The sequence below is a fragment of the Micromonospora sp. Llam0 genome, from assembly GCF_003751085.1.
Taxonomy (GTDB): Bacteria; Actinomycetota; Actinomycetes; order Mycobacteriales; family Micromonosporaceae; genus Micromonospora_E.
On record NZ_RJJY01000001.1, the window covers coordinates 5000006 to 5022465 of the forward strand.

The 22460-nt window shown below is 66.7% G+C and carries 18 protein-coding genes and 1 pseudogene; 9 read left to right on the top strand and 10 right to left on the bottom strand.

The window, feature by feature from the left end; translation table 11 throughout:
• Positions 1-56: 56 nt before the first annotated feature.
• Positions 57-1340, top strand: a complete 1284-nt coding sequence (locus EDC02_RS21775; protein ID WP_123603557.1) for a beta-ketoacyl synthase — start codon at positions 57-59, stop codon at positions 1338-1340.
• Between the two features lie 23 nt (positions 1341-1363).
• Positions 1364-2626 (top strand): beta-ketoacyl synthase N-terminal-like domain-containing protein, encoded by a 1263-nt coding sequence (locus EDC02_RS21780; protein WP_199757896.1) that lies wholly within the window; start codon positions 1364-1366, stop codon positions 2624-2626.
• Positions 2627-2660: 34 nt separating this feature from the next.
• Here the strand turns inward: EDC02_RS21780 and EDC02_RS21785 are convergent, their stop codons facing one another.
• The 5 genes from EDC02_RS21785 to EDC02_RS21805 form a co-directional block, all read right to left on the bottom strand.
• Complete coding sequence (locus tag EDC02_RS21785; protein ID WP_123603558.1) at positions 2661-3506, bottom strand: hypothetical protein; 846 nt, start codon at positions 3504-3506, stop codon at positions 2661-2663.
• Positions 3507-3605: 99 nt separating this feature from the next.
• Positions 3606-4469: an SAM-dependent methyltransferase gene (locus EDC02_RS21790; RefSeq protein ID WP_158632266.1), complete on the bottom strand. Its 864-nt coding sequence runs from the start codon at positions 4467-4469 to the stop codon at positions 3606-3608.
• Entirely contained in the window at positions 4466-5110 is a 645-nt protein-coding gene (locus tag EDC02_RS21795) for a GNAT family N-acetyltransferase (RefSeq protein ID WP_123603559.1), read from the bottom strand. Before EDC02_RS21795 ends, EDC02_RS21790 begins: the two co-directional genes overlap by 4 nt.
• Complete coding sequence (locus EDC02_RS21800; RefSeq protein WP_123605030.1) at positions 5107-6510, bottom strand: APC family permease; 1404 nt, start codon at positions 6508-6510, stop codon at positions 5107-5109. Before EDC02_RS21800 ends, EDC02_RS21795 begins: the two co-directional genes overlap by 4 nt.
• 219 nt (positions 6511-6729) lie before the next feature.
• On the bottom strand, positions 6730-7413 hold the full coding sequence (locus tag EDC02_RS21805; protein WP_123603560.1) for a GPP34 family phosphoprotein: 684 nt from the start codon (positions 7411-7413) through the stop codon (positions 6730-6732).
• A gap of 330 nt (positions 7414-7743) precedes the next feature.
• Between EDC02_RS21805 and EDC02_RS21810 the strand changes: the two genes are divergently transcribed.
• The 6 genes from EDC02_RS21810 (at position 7744) to EDC02_RS21830 (ending at position 16894) form a co-directional block, all read left to right on the top strand.
• Positions 7744-9072, top strand: a complete 1329-nt coding sequence (locus tag EDC02_RS21810) for a hypothetical protein (RefSeq protein ID WP_148083548.1) — start codon at positions 7744-7746, stop codon at positions 9070-9072.
• A gap of 33 nt (positions 9073-9105) precedes the next feature.
• Positions 9106-9981, top strand: a complete 876-nt coding sequence (locus EDC02_RS21815) for a DMT family transporter (protein ID WP_123603562.1) — start codon at positions 9106-9108, stop codon at positions 9979-9981.
• Positions 9982-10354: 373 nt separating this feature from the next.
• Positions 10355-11965 (top strand): hypothetical protein, encoded by a 1611-nt coding sequence (locus tag EDC02_RS39650; RefSeq protein WP_148083549.1) that lies wholly within the window; start codon positions 10355-10357, stop codon positions 11963-11965.
• A gap of 376 nt (positions 11966-12341) precedes the next feature.
• Positions 12342-15878, top strand: coding sequence for a DNA polymerase III subunit alpha (dnaE, locus tag EDC02_RS21825; RefSeq protein WP_123603564.1), 3537 nt, complete (start codon positions 12342-12344; stop codon positions 15876-15878).
• A complete protein-coding gene (locus EDC02_RS39655) occupies positions 15875-16225 on the top strand; it encodes a DUF6300 family protein (RefSeq protein WP_148083550.1) in 351 nt (116 codons plus the stop codon). The genes dnaE and EDC02_RS39655 overlap by 4 nt, the downstream gene beginning before the upstream one ends.
• A gap of 219 nt (positions 16226-16444) precedes the next feature.
• Positions 16445-16894: a SitI3 family protein gene (locus tag EDC02_RS21830; protein WP_123603565.1), complete on the top strand. Its 450-nt coding sequence runs from the start codon at positions 16445-16447 to the stop codon at positions 16892-16894.
• Positions 16895-16947: 53 nt separating this feature from the next.
• Here the strand turns inward: EDC02_RS21830 and EDC02_RS42410 are convergent, their stop codons facing one another.
• Positions 16948-17070 (bottom strand): hypothetical protein, encoded by a 123-nt coding sequence (locus EDC02_RS42410; RefSeq protein ID WP_255500483.1) that lies wholly within the window; start codon positions 17068-17070, stop codon positions 16948-16950.
• 111 nt (positions 17071-17181) lie between these two features.
• Between EDC02_RS42410 and EDC02_RS21835 the strand changes: the two genes are divergently transcribed.
• Complete coding sequence (locus EDC02_RS21835; protein WP_123603566.1) at positions 17182-18144, top strand: TIGR03557 family F420-dependent LLM class oxidoreductase; 963 nt, start codon at positions 17182-17184, stop codon at positions 18142-18144.
• 33 nt (positions 18145-18177) lie between these two features.
• On the opposite strand, the gene EDC02_RS21840 is transcribed toward EDC02_RS21835, so the two are convergent.
• The 4 genes and pseudogenes from EDC02_RS21840 to EDC02_RS21855 form a co-directional block, all read right to left on the bottom strand.
• Positions 18178-18396 carry a hypothetical protein gene (locus tag EDC02_RS21840; RefSeq protein WP_123603567.1) on the bottom strand — a complete coding sequence of 73 codons (219 nt, stop codon included), beginning with the start codon at positions 18394-18396 and terminating at the stop codon, positions 18178-18180.
• Between the two features lie 98 nt (positions 18397-18494).
• Complete coding sequence (locus EDC02_RS21845; protein WP_123603568.1) at positions 18495-19259, bottom strand: enoyl-CoA hydratase-related protein; 765 nt, start codon at positions 19257-19259, stop codon at positions 18495-18497.
• Between the two features lie 50 nt (positions 19260-19309).
• Entirely contained in the window at positions 19310-20671 is a 1362-nt protein-coding gene (locus EDC02_RS41765; RefSeq protein ID WP_370461555.1) for a hypothetical protein, read from the bottom strand.
• A gap of 3 nt (positions 20672-20674) precedes the next feature.
• A pseudogene (locus EDC02_RS21855) lies at positions 20675-22212 on the bottom strand (amino acid adenylation domain-containing protein); the annotation flags it as partial.
• Positions 22213-22460 lie beyond the last annotated feature (248 nt).

The following is a 22460-nucleotide window of genomic DNA, read 5'->3' on the forward strand; positions in this document are numbered from 1 at the left end:
CCCGGCCGCCGGCCGACGCCGCGCACCCGGACCACCACACCCAACGGGCACCGGCCGTGACCGCGTCCGGGTCGCCCCGGCGTACCGTCGTGACCGGGGTCGGGGTGGTCGCCCCCGGCGGTGCCACCCGGGACGCGTTCTGGGCGACGATCACCGCCGGGCGTACGGCGACCCGCCGGATCACCGTCTTCGACCCGTCCCCGTTCCGGTCCCAGATCGCCGCCGAATGCGACTTCGACCCGGCGGACGCCGGACTCGGCCCGCGCGAGCGGCGACGGGCCGACCGGTACGTCCAGTTCGCCCTCGCCTGCTCGATCGAGGCGGTCGCCGACGCCGGGCTGTGCCTCGACGACGCCGGCCGGCTGCGGGCCGGGGTGGCGCTCGGCTCGGCGGTCGGCGGCACCGTGGCCCTGGAGCAGGAGTATGTGGTGGCCAGTGACGCGGGCAGCCACTGGCTGGTCAACCCGGACTGCACGATGCCGTACCTCTATCAGGCGCTGGTGCCCAGCAGCCTGGCCGCTGACGTGGCCTGCCGGCACGGGCTGCACGGGCCGGCGCAGGTGATCTCCACCGGCTGCACGTCCGGCATCGACGCGATCGGCTACGCCCACCAGCTGATCGTCGACGGCGACGCGGACGTGATGCTCGCCGGTGCCGCCGACTCGCCGATCTCCCCGGTCACCGTCGCGTCGTTCGACGCGATCGGGGCGACCAGCCCGGACAACGACGACCCGGCGCACGCCAGCCGGCCGTTCGACAACGACCGGCACGGGTTCGTGCTCGCCGAGGGGGCCGCCGTGCTGGTGCTGGAGGAGCTGGGCCACGCGCGGCGGCGCGGCGCGCGGATCTACTGCGAGATCGGCGGGTACGCCACCCGCAGCAACGGCTACCACATGACCGGGCTGCGTCCGGACGGCGCGGAGATGGCACTGGCCATCGTCGACGCGATGGACCAGGCCCGGCTCAACCCGGATGAGGTGTCGTACGTCAGCGCGCACGGCTCCGGTACCCGGCAGAACGACCGGCACGAGACGGCCGCGTTCAAACGGGCACTCGGGCACGCGGCGTACCGGGTGCCGGTCAGCTCGATCAAGTCGATGATCGGGCATTCGCTCGGCGCGATCGGCTCGATCGAGATGGCGGCCTGCGCGCTGGCCATGGCACACGGGGTGGTCCCGCCGACCGCGAACTGGCGCACCCGCGACCCGGAATGCGACCTGGACTACGTCCCGAACACCGCCCGTGAGCTACCGGTCGACGTCGCGTTGTCGGTCGGCAGCGGATTCGGCGGATTCCAGTCGGCGATGGTCTTCGCCCGACCGGACAGGACAGTACGGTGAGCGCCGACGGCCCCCCGGCCGCGCTGCCCGGTCAGCGGGCCGCTGCACCCGGGCGGCGGGCGGTGGTCACCGGGATCGGCGTGGTGGCGCCGACCGGACTCGGTGCCGACGCGCACTGGAAGGCGACCCTGGCCGGGCAGGTCCGCACCGGGCGGATCACCCTGTTCGACCCGGCGCCGTACCCGGTCACCCTGGCCGGCGAGGTGGCCGACTTCGACGCCCTGCAGTGGACCGACAACCGGCGGGCGGTGCAGACCGACCGGTGGACCCATCTCGGTTTCGCCGGCACCCGGCTGGCGCTGGCCGACGCCGGGCTGCCGGACACCGCCGACGACCCCGACCGGTACGCGGTGGCGCTGGCCAGCTCGTCCGGGGGCAACCTGTTCGGCCAGCGGGAGCTGCAGCGGCTGTGGAGCCGGCCCGGCCGTACCGTCGGGGCGTACCAGTCGATCGCCTGGTTCTACGCCGCCAGTGTCGGCCAGCTCTCCATCGCCCACCAGTTCAAGGGCGCCTGCGGAGTGCTGGTCGCCGAGGCGGCCGGCGGGCTGGACAGCCTGGCGCACGCCGCCCGGACCATCCGGCGGGGCGCCGACGTGGTGCTGGCCGGTGCCACCGAATGCGCGCTGAGCCCGTACGCGCTGGCCTGCCAGCTGCGGAGCGGGCTGCTCAGCACCGGCGCCGACCCGGACTCGGCGTACCTGCCGTTCGACGTCGACGCCGCCGGCTACCTGCCGGGCGAGGGCGGCGCGGTGCTGGTCGTCGAGGAGCTGGGGCACGCGTTGGCCCGGGGCGCCCCGGTGATCTACGGCGAGGTCGCCGGCTGGGGCGCCAGCCACGACGCCCGGCACACCGACCGGCACACCGGCGGGGACGCCGACCAGTACGCCCGGGCGATGCGCCGGGCGCTGGCGACCGCCGGGGTGGCTCCGGCGCAGGTGGACGTCTGCCTACCCGACGCGCTCGGCGTACCGCGTTTCGACCGGGCCGAGGCGCGGGCGGTGCGGGCGGTCTTCGGCCCGGCGGCGCCGCCGGTGACCACGCCGAAGCCGTTGACCGGCCGGGCGCACCAGGGCAGCGCGGCGCTGGACGTGGCGACCGCGCTGCTGGCGCTGCGGCACCGGCTGCTGCCGCCGACCGCCGCACCGCGCCGCCCGGCACCCGGCTGCGACCTCGACTTCGTCCGTACGCCACGGGAGTGCGCGGGGCACGCCGCGCTGGTCGCCGCCCGTGGCTTCGACGGCTTCAACAGCGCCCTGCTGCTGCGCCGCGACCCGGACTGGGGCTGACTCGGTTCGTGCTGCCGGCTGGCCGCAGACTGCCTCAACACGGCTGGGGGTGGTTGCGGTCGTTCGTGTAGTAGCAGGGATGGGGTGTGGGCGGTCGACGTAGCAGGTAGCGGGCGGTGTTGGCGCGGATGGGTGGGAGGTATCCGACGATGGGCCACCGCTGGTGGTCGTAGTCGGGCCGGTAGCCAGCTGCGCTGAGGGCGGTGGTAATGCCGGGAAGGTGTCGGGCTCCCCAGATCATTATGAGATCGTCGGTGGTGGCGGTGGCCGCTGTGACGGCGATCTGGGTACGGGTGTGGAGCAGGACGCGGGTGAGCGGGTTGATGTGGGCAGTACGGGCGGCTTCCGGTGGTGGGACTCGGATGCTGACCCGGTTACCGACCGCGAAGATGGCTTGGTGCCAGGCGAGTCGCCAGGTTTCGTGATCGGGCCAGGTGAGTGATCGTGTCCGGCGGATGATGTAGCGGCGCATTGCCTCGGTTCCGACTTGTCGCACGATCTCGAGGTCAGTGAGGTCGTGGCGTTGCCAGTTGGGGTGATGCAGCACGGTGGGTTGGTGAGTCCATCCGAGTGCCGACATCCGTAGTGCTTCCAGGTCGCGCATGGTGGCGAGATCGGCGAGAACGGTTTGTTCTGCGGTGGAGGGCTGGTCGTCGGGTCGCTGATGGTTGGCGTTCTCGTAGTGGACGGTGAAGCCCTGGTTCATTGACGCGGTGATGGCACCGAGCAGAGCCTGGTAGTAGCCACCCTCGCCGAAATGGGCCGTGGAGACGACGACGATCCGCCGGCCGGTGTCGAGGTGGCAGAAGGGCGTGATCGGGGTTTGGACGACCGACCGGTGGTGACGGTCGGTGCGAGTGATCTGCAGGTAGGGAGCCATGGTTCCTGGTTCTAGGTGGTTGACGGGCTGGTTGTCGGTAGCGGAGCAGGCTGTCCCGCACCGGGTTGATGGAGAAAACGAGCTTGGTGGAGATCGGGGTCAGGGCAGGATGCCGATCTGGGCAATTTGGACGTCAATGGGAACTCGTCGAGAATCATCGATAGTCGGCCTGGTGGATGCGGTTGCTGGCGACCCAGTGGACGCCGTTAGGCCGCAGCTGCGGAGCAGGGACGCGGTGCGGTCTGGGTTGCGGTGGTGGTAGCGGATTCCGGCTTGGGTGAGGTGTTGCTGGGCGGCGTGGAGCCGGTCGTCGGCGGGGGTGGTGTGGGTGGTGACGATGAGCAGGCTGCCGGTGGGCAGGTGCCGGGCGAGTTGGGTGGCCAGGTTGTGGAGGTGGTGATCGTCGAGGTGGTGGGCGAGGTTTGTGGCCAGGACCGCGACCGGTGTGGTGCGGTCGAAATGGTCGGTGACGGCGGCGACCAGGTGCGCGGGTTGGGTGGGGTCGGCGGCGATGACGGTCACGGTTCCGGCGGGGTCGCTGGTGTGCAGGGCGCGGCAGTGGGCGAGGGCCAGCGGGTCCGTGTCGGTGTACACGATGTGACTGGTCGGAGCGATGTGTTGAGCGATGAGGTGGGTGTCGGTGTGGTCCGGGGCGGGCAGTCCGGGGTTGAGGTCGACGAACTGGCGGATACCGTTGGCGGTGAGGCGGGCGACGGCGCGGCCGGCCGCTTGTCGGGCGGCCCGATAGCTGTGGGGCATACCGGGGTGGATGCGGGTGGTCTGGTCTGCGAGGGTCCGGTCGACGGCGAAGTGGTCCTTGCCGCCGGCCCAGTAGTTGACGAGTCGGGCGAGCGCGGGCCGGCCGGTGTCGAGCCCGGCGGACGCCGGGCGACGCAACAGCCCGGCAGGGACGGTGTCCGCCGGTGCGGCGGGCGGACGCGCGGGGTGGATGCCGGTGGTCACGGCCGCCCCCGGCCAGGGGCGGTGCCACGGCTGCGCGTGTGGGGTTGGCGCCACATGGGCCACAGGGGTGGTCCTCCGTCGGGCAGGTGGACCGGGGTGGGAGTGGTGTCGTAGTAGCCGTGCTGTTGGTAGAGGCGTCGGGCGTCGGTGGTGGTGGCGACGAGGTGGACGGGGGTGCCGGCGGTGTCGCAGGTGGCGTGCCGGTGGGTGAGCAGGGCGGTGCCGAGGCCGTGGCGCTGCCTGTCGGGGGCGACGCCGAGGTAGGCGAGGTAGGTGTGCGGGCGGTGTGGGGTGTGGTGGTGCAGCACGGCGGCGAGGCGGGCGAACCGTGGAGCGTGTTGGCCTGCGATCCGGTCGATGAGGGCGGTGTGGTGGGGGTCGGGGTTGCCGGCGGCGGTGTGGGGCAGCCAGACGGCGGCGCCGGCGTGGTCGCCGCTGGTGTACACGGTGCCCGAGGTCATGGCGTGGGTGAGTATCGCCGGGCAGAGTCGCTGGTAGACGCGTCGGCGTTCGCCGGGGTCGGGGATGAGCCAGACGGCGTCGGGGGTGTCGACGAACGCCTCGACCAGGGTCGCGGTGAGTGCGGGGATGTCGTGGCGGTCGGCGACACGGATCACGGTCCTGGTGGGGGTGGTGGTCACCGGTGGGTCTCCTTACGGACGGCGGGGGTCGGGTGGGTGGTGGAGCGGGTCGCGGCGTCGGCGCCCGCGCCGACCGTGGCGTAGACATGGCGGCGTGTCCGGTGCAGGACGGTCGCCCAGACCAGACCGGCAGAGACGGCGGCGGCGTAGAGGCCGGGCAGCACCCACCGCGCGGGTGAGCCGGCAGGGGTGTTGAGGAGGTCACCGAAACCGATGAGAGTGCCACCGAGGATGAACACCAGCAGGTTGAGCGCGACGCCGGGAGCGAACGCGGTCGACCAACGGGACTCACCCCGGCGGTCGTGGCGGAAGTAGACGAGGACGGCGAGGCTGGTCGCGGTCATCAGGATCAACACACCCAGGCCGCCGGTGACGGTCAGCCAGAAGAACAGATGAACGATCGGATCCAACCCGGCCAGCGCGTAGCCGGCGATGGTCAGGCCAGCCACACCGGTCTGGGCCAGCGAACCGAGCCGCGGCGCCCCGGTCCGCCCGCTGGTACGCCCCAGCGCGGCGGGAAGGACCTGTTCGCGGCCCAACGCGAACAGGTAGCGGGCGACCAGGTTGTGGAAGGCCAACAGAGCGGCGAACAGGCTCGTCACCAGCAGCAACCGACCCACGTCCACGAACAGGCGTGGGAGGCGGCCATCGACCAGCACGAACATCAACTCCGGCCCATGCTGGGCGGCGGCGTCGACAATCGTGGTGGGGCCGGCGGCGGTCTGCATCGCCCACGCAGACCCCGCATACAACACGGCGGTGACGGCGATCGCGGTGTAGGTGGCGTAGGCGACCGTACGCCGGGAGTCGCGGGTCTCCTCCGCGAGGACGGTGGTGGCCTCGACCCCGACGTAGCCGGCGATCCCACCGACCAGGATCGCCGCCATCCCCGGCACCGCCAGATGCCCCGGCGCCAACCCGTGCACCGCTAGACCCCCGGAGGCGGGGTGGGTGGCCATGACCGTGTCGAAGACCACCACCACGGTGATCTCCGCGACCAGCAGCACACCCAGAACCCGGCCGTTGAGGTCGACCCGCGCCAACCCCAGCACCGCGACCGCCAGCCAGCCGGCGAGAGCCCACACCCACCACGGCACGCCGACACCGGCCACCGCCGACACCGTCGCGGCCGTGACGACACCGAACGCCCCGTACAGGCCGATCTGCATCAGGTTGTAGGCCACCACCGCCACGAACGCCGCCGCCACCCCACAGGCCGGGCCGAGGGCATGGGCGACGTACGAGTACATCGACCCGGCGTTGACCACATGCCGCGACATCGCGACATAGCCGACCGCGAACACCACCATCACGGCGGCGGTCGCCGCGTACGCGACCGGCACCCCCGACAGGCCGGTCACCGCATACGCGGTCGGCACCGCCGACGCGACCACCGTCATCGGCGCCGCAGCCGCCAGGACGAAGAACACCACCTGCGGCACACCCAGCCGCGACCGGGCCAACGCGGCGGCGACACCACCCCGACGCGGACGCGGCACACCATACGAAACAGACACAACAATCCCCCAAGAAAAGACAAGAACCAGACGAGACGGAGGCAGGTCAGAGAAAAGGCGGGCAGGGCGCCTGAGCAGACGCCTGAACAGGGCAGACAGTGGTCAGGTCCGACCACCCAGCACAGCCCGGCCAACCGCCGCCGACAACTCCCACAACAGGACGTCGACCTGCGCCGGCACCGGACTCAACAACCGGTCCAGACGCTGCCGAGCCCGCGGCTCACCGCCGAGGAACCGACCCTCGACACCAGCGGCGACACACAACCGCGCCAGAACGCTGTCGAACTGATCCAACCGGTCACCACGACCGATCCGGGTCGACAACCGGGCCCACGGCCACGCCGCCACATTCATGTCCGTCGGCTCCCACACCGTCCGGACCGTCACCAGCCGCCGCACCCGCACCGGCCGCACCACCCCCGCATCGGCCAACCGCTGACCGATCGCCGGCACCGACACATCGGCGAGAACGTCGAGCCACACCGGAACCGGCTGACCCGGCTCGGCCGCCACCCAGGCCGCTATCTGCCGCTCCAACCCGCCCAGCCGCACCCCCGGTTCCGGACACGCCAGATGCCCCGACGGCGTCACCACCAACACCCCCGCAACGACCAGGTCCGCCAACACCGCGGCCGTCGCCCCGAACCCGGCGATCCGCGCCGTCACCCGCAACTGACCCGACACGTCGTGATGCGCCATCAGGAAGAACTCATCCGCGAACAACCGACGCTCCACCGGCACCGACAACACCGACCGCCGACCGGCACCGGAGCGGTAGACGGTCACTGGGCACCAGTTTGCAGGCGCACCGGCTCACCAGGGCAGGGCAGGGAGTTGCCCCAGCTGCGTAGCTGGGACGCAGGCCGACGCCCCGCGTCATCAAGATCGGTTTTTGATAGTGGCGGAATCACAGCCCAAACGTCCCATCCATCGAGGAGCTCGGCGGTCACGACCAACCGTGCCTCCACTCACGCGATTAGTCGACCACGAAGGATGGGATATCCGTTCGCGCGATACTCCCCGCGATGCGGGGAGCGAGACATGGTAGGACTTCCACAGAGGTCTACCACGCCGTATGTTCAGGTACTAAGGACAGACGACGGCAAGGAGCCGCTGGTGCCCAGGACCGCACGCAGCTACCAACAGGAGGCCGAGGAACTTCGCGCCCAGGGGTACACGTACCGACAAATTGCCGCACAGTGGAGAGAGCGGTATCGATTGAACTCGCGGGTAGCCTTCCGGCTGGCGCATGGGATGACTCAGGCTGAGGCTGCCCAGCGATGGAACGAGCTGTGGCCGGACGAGGACGCCCCAAAAACCGCGAAGCAAATTTCATACTGGGAGATATGGCCCGGCCCGGCCGGCCGTACCCCATCACTGGACACGTTGAACAAGCTGGCTTACCTCTACCGCTGCAACGCAGGTGAGCTGCTGGATGGCGAGGACTACAGCCATCTGGACACAGCAGGCCACGGGGGTGCCGCCGCCGACCGTGAGCCGTCGCAGGCTCGGCCACCGACCGCTGGCTTAACCGGCGCGGCGGGGCTCACGAAGGTCACCGACGCGGTGATCGAGGACTTCGAAGTGCTAACCGACACCTATCGGCGCCTAGACTACCGTGAAGGATCACACCGGGTGAGTTCCGAGGTGACCACGCATCTGCGGACCATGTTGGAGGTAAGTAACCGTACGACCACCAGCGCGGCCCATCGCCGGTTGCTACGCGCCGCAGGTGATGCCGCCCAGTTGGCCGGCTGGCTGGCGATCGACGCACAAAAGTACAACCAGGCCGAGGGCTACTGTCGATTGGCTGCGTCACTGGCCGAGAAATCCAACGACCGTGCACTGCGTGCATACAGCCTTGGTGTGATCAGCTACACACACCTACATGCCGGCGACGGGAAGGCCGCGCTCAGTGTGCTCGACACCGCGCAGGGCTTAGCTGGTCATGGCGCCCCCGCCGCGGTCAGGTCATGGTTATGCGAAGCCACCGGCGAGGCGTACGGATTCCTGGGCCAGCCCCGGCCCGGCCTTGCCTCGCTCGCGCAGGCGGAGCGGGTCTTTGACGGCGTCAGCACGGAAAGCGCTCCCGTGTGGCTGGGGTTCTACAACGCCGACTGTCATGCTGCACGGCTGAAGGGCAGGTGCCTGACTCGGTTGCGTGAGCCACGAGAAGCCACTCGGGCGCTCTACGAGGCGCTGACGCTGCTACCGCCTACGTTCGTACGCGAACGGTCCGGCACCCTGATCGATCTGGCCGTCGCGTACGTGCAGATGGGTCAGATTGAGCAAGCCTGCGACGCAGCCAGCCAGGCTGACACCCTTGCCCGGCGCACCGGGTCCGAGCGCAACCGCAGGCGTCTGCGTGAGCTGCTAGTCGGCCTTATGCCGTGGACCGACATCGACTACGTCCAGAGGCTCTACCGTCAGGTGCTGCTTAACTAGGGGTGTGCTGATTGCTGTACTCGCGAGTCGCCGGTGAGCCGAAGGGCCTGGATCGAGCTCATCCTCCTCGCAGCCCTGTGGGGGGCGGTCTACCCGTTGATCGACGTTGCGCTACGCGAGCTGTCACCCGCTGTCGTTGTCCTCGGCCGAGTTCTGCTCGCTTGCGTCCTCTTGGTACCCTTAGCCCTCAGCAGCGGTGCACTAGCGGATATTTGGCGGCGACCAAAACAAATTATTGAGACCATCCTAGTGCAGTCGACCATCCCGCTTCTACTACTGACGTACGGGCAGCAATACGTACCCTCGGGTATCGCAGGCATCCTGGTCGGAGCGCAGCCGTTGTTCGTTTCGATGCTCGCCTACCGGTATGCGCCAGACGAACGCCCGCAGGGATGGATGGGTGCGACTGGCGTTGCCATCGGATTCGTTGGACTCATTTTGCTCTTCGGCGTCGACCTCCGCGGCGGCCGACTCGCCCTCCTAGGCGGTACTCTCGTACTGGTGGCCGCGCTATGTTACGCCGCCGGCGCGATCATGATCCACCGACGCCACGCGAACGCCCCACCGCTCGGCGTAGCCACCTCGGCAATGCTCGTCACGAGCACAGCAATGATTGCACCAGCCAGCTTGACGCTGCCTGTCCAACTACCTCAAACCAGCGTGCTGGCCGCTATGATGCTCCTCGGTATCGTCTGCACCGGCATGACCCTCGTACTGTTCTACACCCTGATCGCCCGCAACGGGCCAGCCCGAGCCGCGTTGGCGTTCTACCTGTCGCCCGCCTTTGCTGTCATTTTCGGGACCGTATTTCTCCGCGAACAACTCACGCCCACGACCATCGTCGGCCTGGGTGCAATTATCACAGGCTGCCTTCTCGCAGCCCAACGAACCGATAAGTCGGCTGCATAGCCGTAAGCGCAAACGCGACTCCCCACCTTCCAGGGAGTCGCACCGACGGCGCCGGAACACTTGGCGGGGTCGACCTCCCTCCGTCGATGGGCTACGCTGGATATCGATTGACTTCACTCTAAGTTGAGCATGGTACCTTTCGTAGCGGGGAGGAGGTGAATCTCACGATGCGCATGTCACAATCACTGTCACTGGTGGACAAAATCTTCGACGGCCCAGAGACACTAGTGGTGCCATCAGTTGCTTCTCGACAGAAGTACAAGAAGAAGAGGGGCAGTTCGGACACGCACAAGACTAAGGACGTATTCGAGTAGGACGACCGTGAACGTCGGCCAGAATTGCAGCACTTCTGGCCGACGTTCACCCTGAAGAGATGGAGAAGCCCTCCATGATTCGATTCCGCGTAAGTGAAAATCCCACCAAGCGGTGGGTCTGGACCAGCTCCAGACGCTGGGAATTTGAAGATGACTGGATCGAACCGATAACCCATCCAGCATTAGAATCAACTCTCATCACCGAAGGGGTGCGGGCTGCTGTCATCGTCCGTGAACGCAGCGCCAACGTCGATGTAACCTACCCCTGGGCCGGACCAAGTCGAACTGTAGAAGTAAGCCCGGAAGACTACGATGCAGTTCTGGATGACGCCAAGCATTGGCATCTCGATCGCTTCATCTTGGAAATTAGCCCAGACCAGGGCGTACGCGCTTCGTCCGGCGTGTATAACGTAGCGCCAGTCTACCTCACGGCAACCGATCACACTCTCACCGGCTCATGGGATCTGACCGACCTGGCGCGAGGATGCACTCCAGAGGATGTAATACGCTACATGGTTGCGCGAACACTGAGCTACTTCCAACGATACTCGAATAGAACCCACTTTCGACACATCTTTCATCTGACTGAACGCTCGACCGCCTATCTGCAAAACGGCGACTTTCGGATAGAGTATCCCGATGACGCCCGGCATGCGGAGCCTCGACTAATACGCGAGGGAGCCGACGTTGTCGACGGCTTGACCGTACTACTCGAGTCCATCATCCAAGAAAGGGTTTTGGAACCTGCGATATGCGGGTTGACTCTGTCCGGCGGAATGGATTCAGCTAACGTCGCACTGACACTAGGCAGGCTTCATCCAGGGGCCATCGCTGGATCCGCTATCCTTGTCGCCGGCGCCGCCGGAGAGCAGCAGCGCCGGCGGCGCCGCGAACTGGCAAGACTTGCGCATCTCAAATCTGACATCACTACCCCGGCGATGAAACTTCCACCATTGTCTGCGGGGAGCGCAATCCTAGCCGGCAACAGTCTAGATTTTGACGAAGAAGGTTTTGCCGAGGCAGTCGGACACCTGATCGACCTTATGGTTGATGAGGGTATCAAAGTGTCCTTCGGTGGTACGGGCGGTGACGAGATGCTGGCACTGCCACCCGAAGAACGAGATTTTTCTGGCGACTTAGAGGACCTAACTCTGCCTGTCTGGCTAACTGCGACTGCACGCGATGAGCTGCTTTCCGCAGAGTCAGATATAGCCCCCGCAGCCGTCATCAACGAGGTAACCTTGGCCGGCTTTGCCTGTCACAATCCTCTCTACATCCAGCGCGGCGTCTGGCCCGTGGAACCACTGGCATCACCAGCCGCAATACGGTTCGGCGAATGGCTTCCACCAGAATGGCGGCGGCGAAAGCGAATCTTTCGGGATCGACTTAATCGGGCCGGCGCGTCTAATGAAGTGGTGAATCCCCGACTATCAGAGAACCTCGGAGGACTCATGAACCTTGGGGTATACCGGAACTGCCTTCCCCTGCTAAGCCGGTTCCTGCGCACGGACCTCCTTCTTGGACAGTTGGGCGTCGTCAACGTCGACCGGCTTCGTCTCGCTATGGAGCAGGCAAGCCGCAGCGGAGAGCACCAGGTTGACTATCGGCTCTACCCAGTGGTAGCAACAGAGGTGCGTCTGCGGCACTTGGCTGGATTGATGACTATATAGCAAGATCAACGACGATCTGCGCACCAGCCGCAGCGCACCGCAGCAGATGTTACGGGAATGCGTGTGAGGGAGTCAGCGCGCCAAGCCGGAGCATGTAGCGAACGTTTGCAGCCGACCGTGTCGGCGAACTACCTGGGCCTGACCAGTCGCGTTCGCGCCGACCCTTCCGTAGCTGGACCGTGACGGACGGTGGCGTGAGCGCGGGTGGGCGCCATAGCTGTCGACCGTAGGACTACAGACGGTTGTGCTGCCCCGCAAGCCGGAGCAGGGTGGAGTCGCCGACGCGCCGGCTTGCCACTCGATCCTCTGCCAGCCGGGAGCTAGGGTCAGGAAGGCCCGCGCAGGGGTCGTTTGGGACGTGGATTGAGGGGGACTGGTGGCCGAGCAGTTTGTCCATCTTCATGTGCATTCCGAGTACTCGATGCTCGATGGAGCTGCACGGCTGAAGGAGCTGTTAGCAGAGGCACAGCGACTGGAGATGCCGGCGGTGGCGGTCACCGACCACGGCAACATGCACGGCGCGTACGACTTCTTTCACCAAGCCAAGGCGACGGGTATCACCCCGGTCATCGGGGTTGAGGCGTACGTGGCGCCTGAGTCCCGGTTCCACAAGCAGCGGGTGCGGTGGGGACGGCCAGAACAGAAGAGCGACGACGTCTCTGGCGGTGGTGCGATCACCCACATGACCATGTGGGCGAGGAACATGACCGGACTACACAACCTCTTCCGCCTGAATTCGCGTGCTTCCATCGAGGGGCACTACGTCAAGTGGCCACGGATGGACCAGGATCTGATCGCAGAACATGCCGAGGGGATCATGGCGACCACCGGTTGCCCTTCCGGCTCAGTACAAACCAGGATCCGGCTCGGCCAATTCGACGAAGCAATCAAAGTCGCCGGCGCTTACCAGGACATATTCGGCAAGGACAACTTCTTCCTCGAGTTGATGGACCATGGACTAGACATCGAACGCCGAGTTCGCGACGACCTCCTAGAGATCGGCAAGCGGCTCGGTATCCCTCCGCTGGTCACCAATGATCTTCATTACACGAAGGCGTCGCAGGCCGAGGCGCACGATGCGCTGCTGGCCGTACAGACGGGTAGTCGGCTCGATGACCCGAAGCGGTTCCGCTTCGAGGGGGGCGGCTACTATGTCAAGACTGCCGAGGAGATGTATGCTGTCGACTCGTCCGACATCTGGGCGCAAGGCTGCCGCAACACACTACTGGTGGCCGAAAAGGTCGATCCGACCGGCATGTTCGAGTTCTACAATCTGGCCCCGAAGTTCCCAGTGCCGGAGGGCGAGACGCTCGAGTCATGGTTCCGCAAGGAGGTCTGGGCGGGCATGGACCGCCGCTGGCCAACTGGGTATGACGAACGACGGCGCGCCCAGGCCGAGTATGAGCTTAACATCATCCTTCAGATGGGATTCCCGGCCTACTTCCTTGTCGTCGCCGACTTCATCGTATGGGCAAAGAACCAGGGAATCCGGGTAGGGCCTGGTCGTGGTTCTGCGGCCGGTAGCATCGTGGCCTACGCGCTCGGCATCACGGACCTAGATCCGATCCAGCACGGCCTCATTTTTGAACGCTTCCTAAATCCCGAACGCGTGCAGATGCCCGACGTCGACATCGACTTCGACGACCGCCGCCGCAGCGAGGTGATCCGATACGTCACCGAGAAATGGGGCGACGACAAGGTCGCCCAGATTGCTACCTTCGGCACAATCAAGGCCAAAGCTGCAATCAAGGATAGTTGCCGGGTCCTGGGATTTCCCTACGCTTTGGGCGACAAGATCAGCAAGGCGATGCCGCCCGCAGTGATGGGTAAGGATATTCCACTGTCCGGCATCTTCGATCCGAAGCACCCACGTCATGCCGAAGCTGCCGAGGTGCGCAGGCTTGTCGAGACGGAACCCGATGTCGCCCGCGTAATGGACGTCGCCAAGGGCATCGAGGGACTTGTGCGCCAACTCGGCGTACATGCCGCCGGTGTGATCATGTCCGCAGAGCCGCTGATCGATCACGTACCCCTCGTTAGGCGTGATGCCGACGGTGCCATCATCACCCAGTTCGACTATCCGACCTGCGAGTCACTCGGCCTGCTGAAGATGGACTTCCTCGGCCTTCGCAACCTCACCATCATCGATGACGCGCTCCGTAACGTCGAAGCCACCACTGGGCAACAGATCGACCTGCTAAGTCTCCCCTTGGACGACAAGCCCACGTACGAGCTACTTTCGCGCGGTGACACCCTAGGCGTGTTCCAGCTCGATGGCGGCGGAATGCGGCAACTGCTGCGGCTGATGAAGCCCGACAACTTCGAGGACATCTCCGCGGCCTTGGCTCTCTACCGCCCCGGCCCAATGGGAGCCAACTCGCACACGAACTATGCGTTGCGGAAGAACGGACAGCAAGAGATCACTCCGATCCATCCCGAACTGGCAGACGCCCTCGACGAAATCCTCGGCCCCACTTACGGCCTGATCATCTATCAGGAGCAGGTGCAGCGCGCCGCGCAGAAGCTCGCCGGATACAGCCTCGGCCGCGCCGACATGCTCCGCAAGGCTATGGGAAAAAAGAAGAAGGAGGTTCTAGACAAGGAGTTCATCCCCTTCCGGGATGGAATGCGCAGCAACAGATACTCTGACGAAGCCATCCAGACCCTGTGGGACATCCTCGTTCCATTCGCAGACTACGCCTTCAACAAAGCTCACACCGCATGCTATGGAATGATCTCCTACTGGACAGCATACCTGAAGGCCAACTATCCCGCCGAGTACATGGCCGCACTACTGACGTCCGTCGGCGACAAGAAGGAGACAATGGCCATCTACCTGGCCGAGTGCCGGAGCATGGGCATCAGAATTCTCACGCCCGATGTCAACACATCAAAAGGTCCGTTCGCACCCGTCGAATCTGACATTCGGTTCGGCCTCAACGCAGTGCGCAACGTCGGAACGAACGTCGTCAACGCCATCGTCGAAGGTCGAAAGAAGAAGGGGCGCTACTCCTCCTTCGAGGACTTCCTGATCAAGGTAGACGCGACAGCATGCAACAAGCGAACGATCGAGTCTCTCATCAAGGCTGGCGCATTCGACGAGCTAGGTGACACACGACGCGACTTGCTCGACAACCATGAGGCGGCCATCGACGCGGTGATGGACTCCAAGCGCAAAGAGTCCATCGGCTGGATGGATCTCTTTGGTGAAATGAAGGAAGTAGGTGGAGCCGAAGGAATCGTTGGCTTCACGATGGCTCGCTCTGGCAAGGAGTGGCCGAAGAAGGAAAAGCTGGCGCTAGAACGCGACATGCTCGGACTGTATGTCTCCGACCACCCACTGGCAGGGGCTGAACGCATTCTTAAAGCGAACTGTGACCACATGATCACCGCAATCCTTGACGAGGAGACCGCAGATCGTAAGCCCGTTGTGCTCGCCGGACTCATCTCCGGCGTAACGAGAAAGATCACTGGGAAGGGCGCCTCCTGGGCAATCGTACAACTCGAAGACCTTACCGGTAGCATCGAGGTACTCTTCTTTCCCAAGAGCTACGAAATACTGGGACAGTATTTGATTGAAGACAGCGTCGTGAAGATCTCCGGGAACGTTAGCGTGCGTGACGGCGGTGTCAGCGTCTTCGCCCAAGACCTAGCGGTCCTCGACGTCTCGTCTATCACCGACGGCGGAGAGCCTCCGGTAATTTTGCGCACTCGACTGGACCGAATCAGTCCACAACTCGTCAACGAGTTGAAGGAAATTATCCTTGCCCACCCAGGCAAGGCGCCAATCCAGTTGAATCTTCAAAAACCTGGAGGAACTTTGCAGCTAGCCTTCCCAAACTTCCAAGTAAGCAATGATCTCAATTTTCGCTCTGAAATCAAGGTCCTCCTCGGCGCGGGAGGAATTGAATGAGTTTGCCGAATTATCGTAGTAATGATTCACGGTCGCCCATCATTGTTGCCGACACTTCAAGTGCATGTCATCGCTGCTCTGGTGAACTTTATCTGACAGCCACAGTGCCGGATCCAGATCTTCCGTGCAAGCGTATACTCACACTATGTCCATCTTGCGATGCGGAAAAGCCGGCAGCGCAGGGACTATTGGCTTTCATGGCAATCCACGGTCGAGTTGACGAAAGCACCTTCGGTCAGTTCGAGAAACTAGTTGTCGAATGGCTTGCGGCATCTAATCTTCAAGGCGTCGATGAACAGACTCTCGATCGAGACATTGAGGAATGGTTGCGCGACCGTGACTGGTGATTAGCGAATGATGTGATCTAGCCAACTCTGGATAGGTATTTTAATTCGAGGTGGGTCAGGTGTGGCGGGGCAAGACTTGCCGCACGGTCTGGTAAGCCGACGCCTGCGACACCCGCCTGCCGGCGGCCGTGCCCACCTAATGTCAACGCGACCCAAGTAGGTTGATTGTCACAGAAGTCGCGGTTGATCCTGTAGCCGTGACGAGGAAAGGACCTCGCGTTGGCGAACGAATACTGGCTATACAGCGAAGCCGAGGTGACCCGAGAACAGGTGCTCGCGCAGCTCGCGGGCCTGTTCGACGCCGAGCACACCGATTTCGGCCTGGGACGCGGCGAATCCCTCGCGGTGACGGCCTGGCCGGTCGACAGCGGGGAACGGATCGAGGTCGCCCGGGACGCCGGCGTCGCGGAGCCGAAGGTCGGCGCGCTGTTCCGGCTCCGCTCGGTCGACACCATCGAGACCGCCGATCGGGAGACCCGGGAGATTCTCGACGCCGTACTCGCCCTGCTCCGGGCGTACCCGGCGGACGCCGTGCTGCAGTTCGACACCGAGACCGTCCTGCGCCGCGCCGACGGGCAGGTCGTACTCAACAGCGACTGGCCGGGGTGGGCGGAGATTCCCACGCTGGCCGCCATCGTGGCCGGCTACCCGGCCCGCCCCCTGGACTGACCGGCCCGGGCACTGGTCGAGCGATCGGGACCGGCGTTCGCCGCCGGTAACGGCTACGGCCGGACTGCGACGGCGACGGCGACGACGACGACGGCGGCGTACCGGACGAAATCGACCGGATCGTGGTTGCCCAGCGACTCGACGACCTGCGGGCGGCGGTCCTCAGTCTGGAACACGAGCTGCGGATCGACCGTGAACGCGAATAGATCCGTCGGGCAGGGGTAGGGCAACCCTGGACGGCGCCACGGACAACTGGACGTGACGCGGACGACCACCGGGGAGGCGACATGCGGATCGGCTACAAGCTGGCCACCGAGGCGTTCGGACCGGCCGACCTGATCGCCCAGGCGGTCCGGGCCGAGCAGGCCGGGTTCGACTTCGTCGAGATGAGCGACCACTTCCACCCGTGGCTGGACTCCCAGGGCCACTCGCCGTTCACCTGGAGCGTGCTCGGCGCAATCGCCGCCCGTACCGACCGGATCGGGCTGGCCACCGGCGTGACCTGCCCGAGCCTGCGCTACCACCCGGCGATCGTCGCCCAAGCCGCGGCGACCGTGGCGCTGCTGTCCGACGGCCGGTTCACCCTCGGGGTGGGTGCCGGCGAACGCCTCAACGAACACGTCACCGGGGAGCCGTTCCCGAGTGTGCACGGGCGGCACGAACGGCTACGCGAGGCGCTGGAGATCATCCGGCTGCTCTGGTCCGGCGGCTACCACACGTACCAGGGAAAGCACCTGCAGCTCGACGACGCGCGAGTGTTCGACCTGCCACCGACCCCGCCGGTGATCGCGGTGGCCGCCAGCGGCTCGGAGTCCGCCCGGCTGGCCGCCGAACTCGGCGACGGACTGTTCGCCACCGAGCCGAAGGGCTCGATCGTCGATCACTACCGGCGGGCCGGCGGCGCCGGGCCGCGCTACGCCGAGGTGCCGATGGCCTGGGCGGTGGACGACGAGCAGGCGGTCAAGGCCGCCTGGGAATCCAGCCGTTGGGCGCTGACCGGCTGGAAGGTGATGAGCGAGCTGCCCAACCCGGTGAACTTTGAGGCGGCCTCGGCGATGGTCGATCACGACGACATCGCCGCGCATTTCAGCGTCGGGCCGGACCCGGCGGCGCACCTCGAGGCGGTCAAACCGTACGTCGACGCCGGTTTCGACCACATCGTGCTGCAGAACGCCGGGCCCGACCCGGACGGTTTCCTGGACTTCTTCGAACGGGAGCTGGCCGACCGGTTGCGAGGGCTCGACCGGTGACGGCGGCCGGCTCGCGGTCGGCGGCGCCGCGACTCAGGCGCGGGCCGGGCCGGAATAGTCGGGGGCGACGTAGACCGGCAGCCGCTCGCCCTGACTGCGGGCGTAACGGCGGGTGTAGGTGACGGGGTCGACCCCGGGTCGGAGCGGCACCGTGTACTGAGTTGGCAAGGTGTCCGCGGCAGCGGCGAGGCGGCGGGGCGTCACCTCGCGACGTTGGTCATGCCACGGGCCACCCAGGAAGAGAACCTTCATACGCCGATCCTTGCCGGTTCAGCCAGCCCGCGCCTCATCCGTACGCACAATAACTATCAAATCCCGCCGGATCCGTCGGTCGCGGCGGACCGGGCGGCTCAGCTGCCAGCGAACCGCGCTGCCCGTTTCTCCAGGAACGCGGACATCCCCTCCGCCCGGTCGGCGGTAGCGAACAATCCGTGGAAGACCCTCCGTTCGAACAGCAGCCCTTCCCGCAGTCCGACCTCCTGCGACCGCTGGACCGCCTCGCGGGCGGCGGTGACCGCGAGCCGGCTGTGCCCGGCGATCACCGCCGCCGCCGACTGGGCCTCGGCGAGCAGTTGGTCGGCCGGCACGATCCGGGACACCAGGCCGCACTGCTCCGCCTCCCGGGCCGGCATCATCCGCCCGGTGAGGATCAGATCCATCGCCTTCGCCGTGCCGACCAGCCGGGTCAGCCGCTGGGTGCCGCCGATCCCGGGGATCACCCCGAGGGTGATCTCGGGCTGACCGAACCGGGCGTCCTCGGCGGCGAACACCAGGTCGCACATCATGGCCAGTTCGCAGCCACCGCCGAGCGCGTAGCCGGCGACAGCGGCGATCTTCGGTGTCCGGAACGCGGCGAACTCCTCCCAGCCGGCGAAGAGATCGGCCGTCATCGCCTGCACCGGGCTCATCGCCGCCATCTCTCGGATGTCGGCGCCGGCGGAGAAGAAGCCGTCGGATCCGGTGATCACGAAACAGCCGATGTCCGGGTCCCGGTCCAGCGGTCGCAGGGTCGCAAGAAGTTCGTCGCAGAGAGCGGTGCTGAGTGCGTTGCGGGCCGCGGGCCGGTGCAGCCGTACGGTGACCACGCCACCGTCCCGCTCGGTCGTCAGGTGCATGTCGGTTCCTCCAGTCGGGTCGCAGGATGGCGGGTCGGCCGGTCCCGGTTTCACGAGTCCCAGATCGCGCCGTAGGCGGGGATGCCGCGGCGCTCCAGCCCGTGCACCACCTGCCGGGTGAGTTTCTGGTTGGCGATGCAGATCACCGCCTCGGCGCCGGTGGCCCGCCACGCCTGGTAGGCCAGGGCCACCATGTCCGGCTTGCCACGCCGCGCGGTGTCCCAGATGGTGGCGTCGGGCTGCACCCGCAGGATCTCGTCGACCAGTTCGTCGCCGTAGGTCGTCCGTGGGCTGCGGGTGGACCAGACCAGGTGCGCCGGCACCTTGCCGGCCAGCAGGTGCGGCAGCACCGGCCCGATGCCGCTGCCGGTGGCGACGTACACCACCCGGGTGAACAGCGTCTCGATGTTGGCCACGCCGGCGGTGGTGATGCCTTTGACCCAGATCCGGTTCGGCGGGTCGTCGATCAACGCGCCGGTCCAGTCGCCGGCCCGGGAGACGGTCAGCCGGAAACCGCGCGCACCGGGCGCCGGCACGTTGGCGAACGAGTGCCATTCGAGCAGCGGACGGCGGCTGATCGCGGTGGACGAGCCGGCGAACGGGGTGGTGTGGCCGAACGTCAGCAGAGCCACGTGGTTCGACGGCCGGTCCACCTGCACCGGCACCCGACGCAGCCGCAGCCACGGCAGGGCGACGCTCACGGTGAGCAGGGCCAGCGTCCACAGTGTCGGCGAGCCGAGCAGCGCGGCGGCCAACGGCGTACCGTCGCGGGCACCGTCGACGACCAGCACCGTCTGGGCCCACAGGATGATCAGCGCGGCCCACCCGCCGAACCGGTGGACCCGCTCGAACAGGTCGTGCCGGCGGCCGCGGACCGGCGGCAGCGCGGTCGCCACCAATGCCAGCAGCAGTGCGACCAACAGGTAGGACAGCACCAGTACGGCGGTGACGGCCCGGTCGGCCAGCGCCTGCCGGGTCAGTTCGGCGACGTACCCGGCGAACCAGGCGGTGCCGGCGAGTGCGCCACCGACGTGCAGCCCACCGAAGTGGTAGACCTTGCCCAGGCCCCAGCGCACCCGTAGCGGCCACCGGGTCGGTGCCCGGGTCGCCAACCAGAACAGCAGGTTGATCACGTACTGCTGGCGGATCACCACGGCCAGGGCGACGTTGGCCAGAGCGACGTACGACAGGTTCGCCAGGCCGCCGTCGGCCGCCCGCCACCAGCCGCCGGTGGTCAGTGCGTAGTACAGCAGCGCGAGGTTGCCGACCAGGACCAGGGCCGCCAGCCGGTGGTACGGCATCAGCCGGGGATGACTGAAGATCCGGCGCGGCCACGGCGGCGGAGCCGGCAGGTCGGACGGAGCCGGCAGGTCGGGCGAGACCGGATGGTCAGGCTCGGCCGGGTGGTCCAGCGACCGGCGCAGCGCCGTCTTGTCGATCTTGCCCCGGTCGGTCACCGGCAGCGCCCCGAGGGCGTGCACCCGCTCGGGCACGCAGTAGTACGGCAGGGTCCGGGCGACCGCGTCCCGCGCCGCCGTCGGGTCCACGGTCGCCGGGGCGACGAACGACACGAGCGTACGGTCGTCGACCTTGATGGTCGCCGCCCGACGGCACCCCGGCACCGATTCCAGCACGGCGGAGACCGAATCCAGCTCGACCCGGAACCCACGGACCTTGACCTGGTCGTCGGTGCGACCCAGATGCTCCAACTCGCCGTCGGGCGTCCAGCGCCCGAGATCCCGGGTACGGAACATCATCCGTCCACCGCCGAGGAACGGATCCGGGACGTACCGCTGCCCGGTGAGCTCGGCATCGCCGAGGTAGCCGACCGAGACGCAGTCACCGCCGGCCCACATCTCCCCCACCTCGCCGATCGGGCAGGGCCGGCGGTCGGCGTCCAGCACGTACACCGTGTTGTTCGGGGTCGGCCGGCCGATGGTGAGCCGTCCGGACGCGGGGTCGTGCCGGTGCATGGTGTTGACGATGGTGGTCTCGGTCGGCCCGCAGCCGTTGTAGAAGACCGCCTGCCGGGCCCACCGGTCGGCCAGCTCCCGTGGACAGGGTTCACCCGCCACGGCGACCACCTTGACGAGGCGGCACCGGTCCGGGTCGACGGTGCCCAACACGCTCGGGGTGGCGACGACCACGTCCACTGTCTCGACAGTCGCCGCGATGTCCCGCCCCCGGACGACCAGGGTGCCGCCGTGGCTGAGGCATCCGAGGATCTCCCAGGCGGCCATGTCGAAGGCGATGTTGAGAATCTGCCCGACCCGCCAGCCCGGCTGGATGCCCAGGTCGCCGGGGGCGGTCAGGAGCAGGTTGCACACGTTGCGGTGGGTGACGGTGACCCCGTTGGGCCGGCCGGTGGTGCCGGAGGTGAACAGCACGTAGCAGCCGTCGTCCGGGCTGGTCGGGCCGGCCGGGACGACCGGGTACGCCGAGTCCGCCAGCGGCTCGGTGAGCAGTTCGTCGACCGCGATCAGCACCCGGCCCGGCAGGTGCGGCAGCTCACCGACCGTCTCGGTGCTGGTCAGCACGATCCGGACTCCGGCGGTGTCGGTGACGTGCCGCAGGTGGGCCTCGGTTGCCACCCCGGCGTGCTGGGGCACGTACGCCGCACCGGCCTTCAGGGTGGCGAGGATCCCGACCACCATGGGGATCGACCGGCGCATGAACACGCCGACCCGGTCGCCCGGACGTACCCCGTCGGCGATCAGCCGGGCGGCGAGACGGTCCGCCTGCTGGTCCAGTTGTCGGTAGCTGATCCGCTGGTCGAGGTGTTCGACGGCGACCGTGTCGGGAGTGCGGACGGCCCACTGTTCGATCGCGTGCTGGATGTGCGTGGAGACGATCGGCTCAGCAGGGCCGTAGCCGAATCGGCGGAACAATTGTCTGTCCTGATCGGACAGGTTGACCAACGGTCCGGTGCCGACCGTGGCGGCGGCGATACCGGGAATGCCGCGTTGCCGCACGGCGCTGGCCCGGGAGCGGGTCGCCGGGAGGGCGGAACCTCGCTGTGGCATGACTGCCCCTTTCTCGATGGTGGGCACCGACCAAGGAGGACGGCGCGCTTCCCCTCCATCGAACCGGACAAGTGGCCATTAGCCCACAGACAGTGACGATCGGTAATAAATACGTAAGAGGCGTAAGAAAACGGTTAAGACGGGCGGATCTTGGCGGCAGTCCCGCCGGCACGCGTTC

Excerpts from the sequence above, each read along its gene's own strand:
- EDC02_RS21835 (WP_123603566.1), top strand. The coding sequence starts at position 17,182 with ATGCGGATCGGCTACAAGCTGGCCACCGAGGCGTTCGGACCGGCCGAC.
- EDC02_RS21845 (WP_123603568.1), bottom strand. The coding sequence starts at position 19,259 with ATGCACCTGACGACCGAGCGGGACGGTGGCGTGGTCACCGTACGGCTG.
- EDC02_RS21840 (WP_123603567.1), bottom strand. The coding sequence starts at position 18,396 with ATGAAGGTTCTCTTCCTGGGTGGCCCGTGGCATGACCAACGTCGCGAG.
- EDC02_RS39650 (WP_148083549.1), top strand. The coding sequence starts at position 10,355 with ATGGAGAAGCCCTCCATGATTCGATTCCGCGTAAGTGAAAATCCCACC.
- EDC02_RS21785 (WP_123603558.1), bottom strand. The coding sequence starts at position 3,506 with ATGGCTCCCTACCTGCAGATCACTCGCACCGACCGTCACCACCGGTCG.
- EDC02_RS39655 (WP_148083550.1), top strand. The coding sequence starts at position 15,875 with ATGAGTTTGCCGAATTATCGTAGTAATGATTCACGGTCGCCCATCATT.
- EDC02_RS21800 (WP_123605030.1), bottom strand. The coding sequence starts at position 6,510 with ATGACGGTGGTCGCGTCGGCGGTGCCGACCGCGTATGCGGTGACCGGC.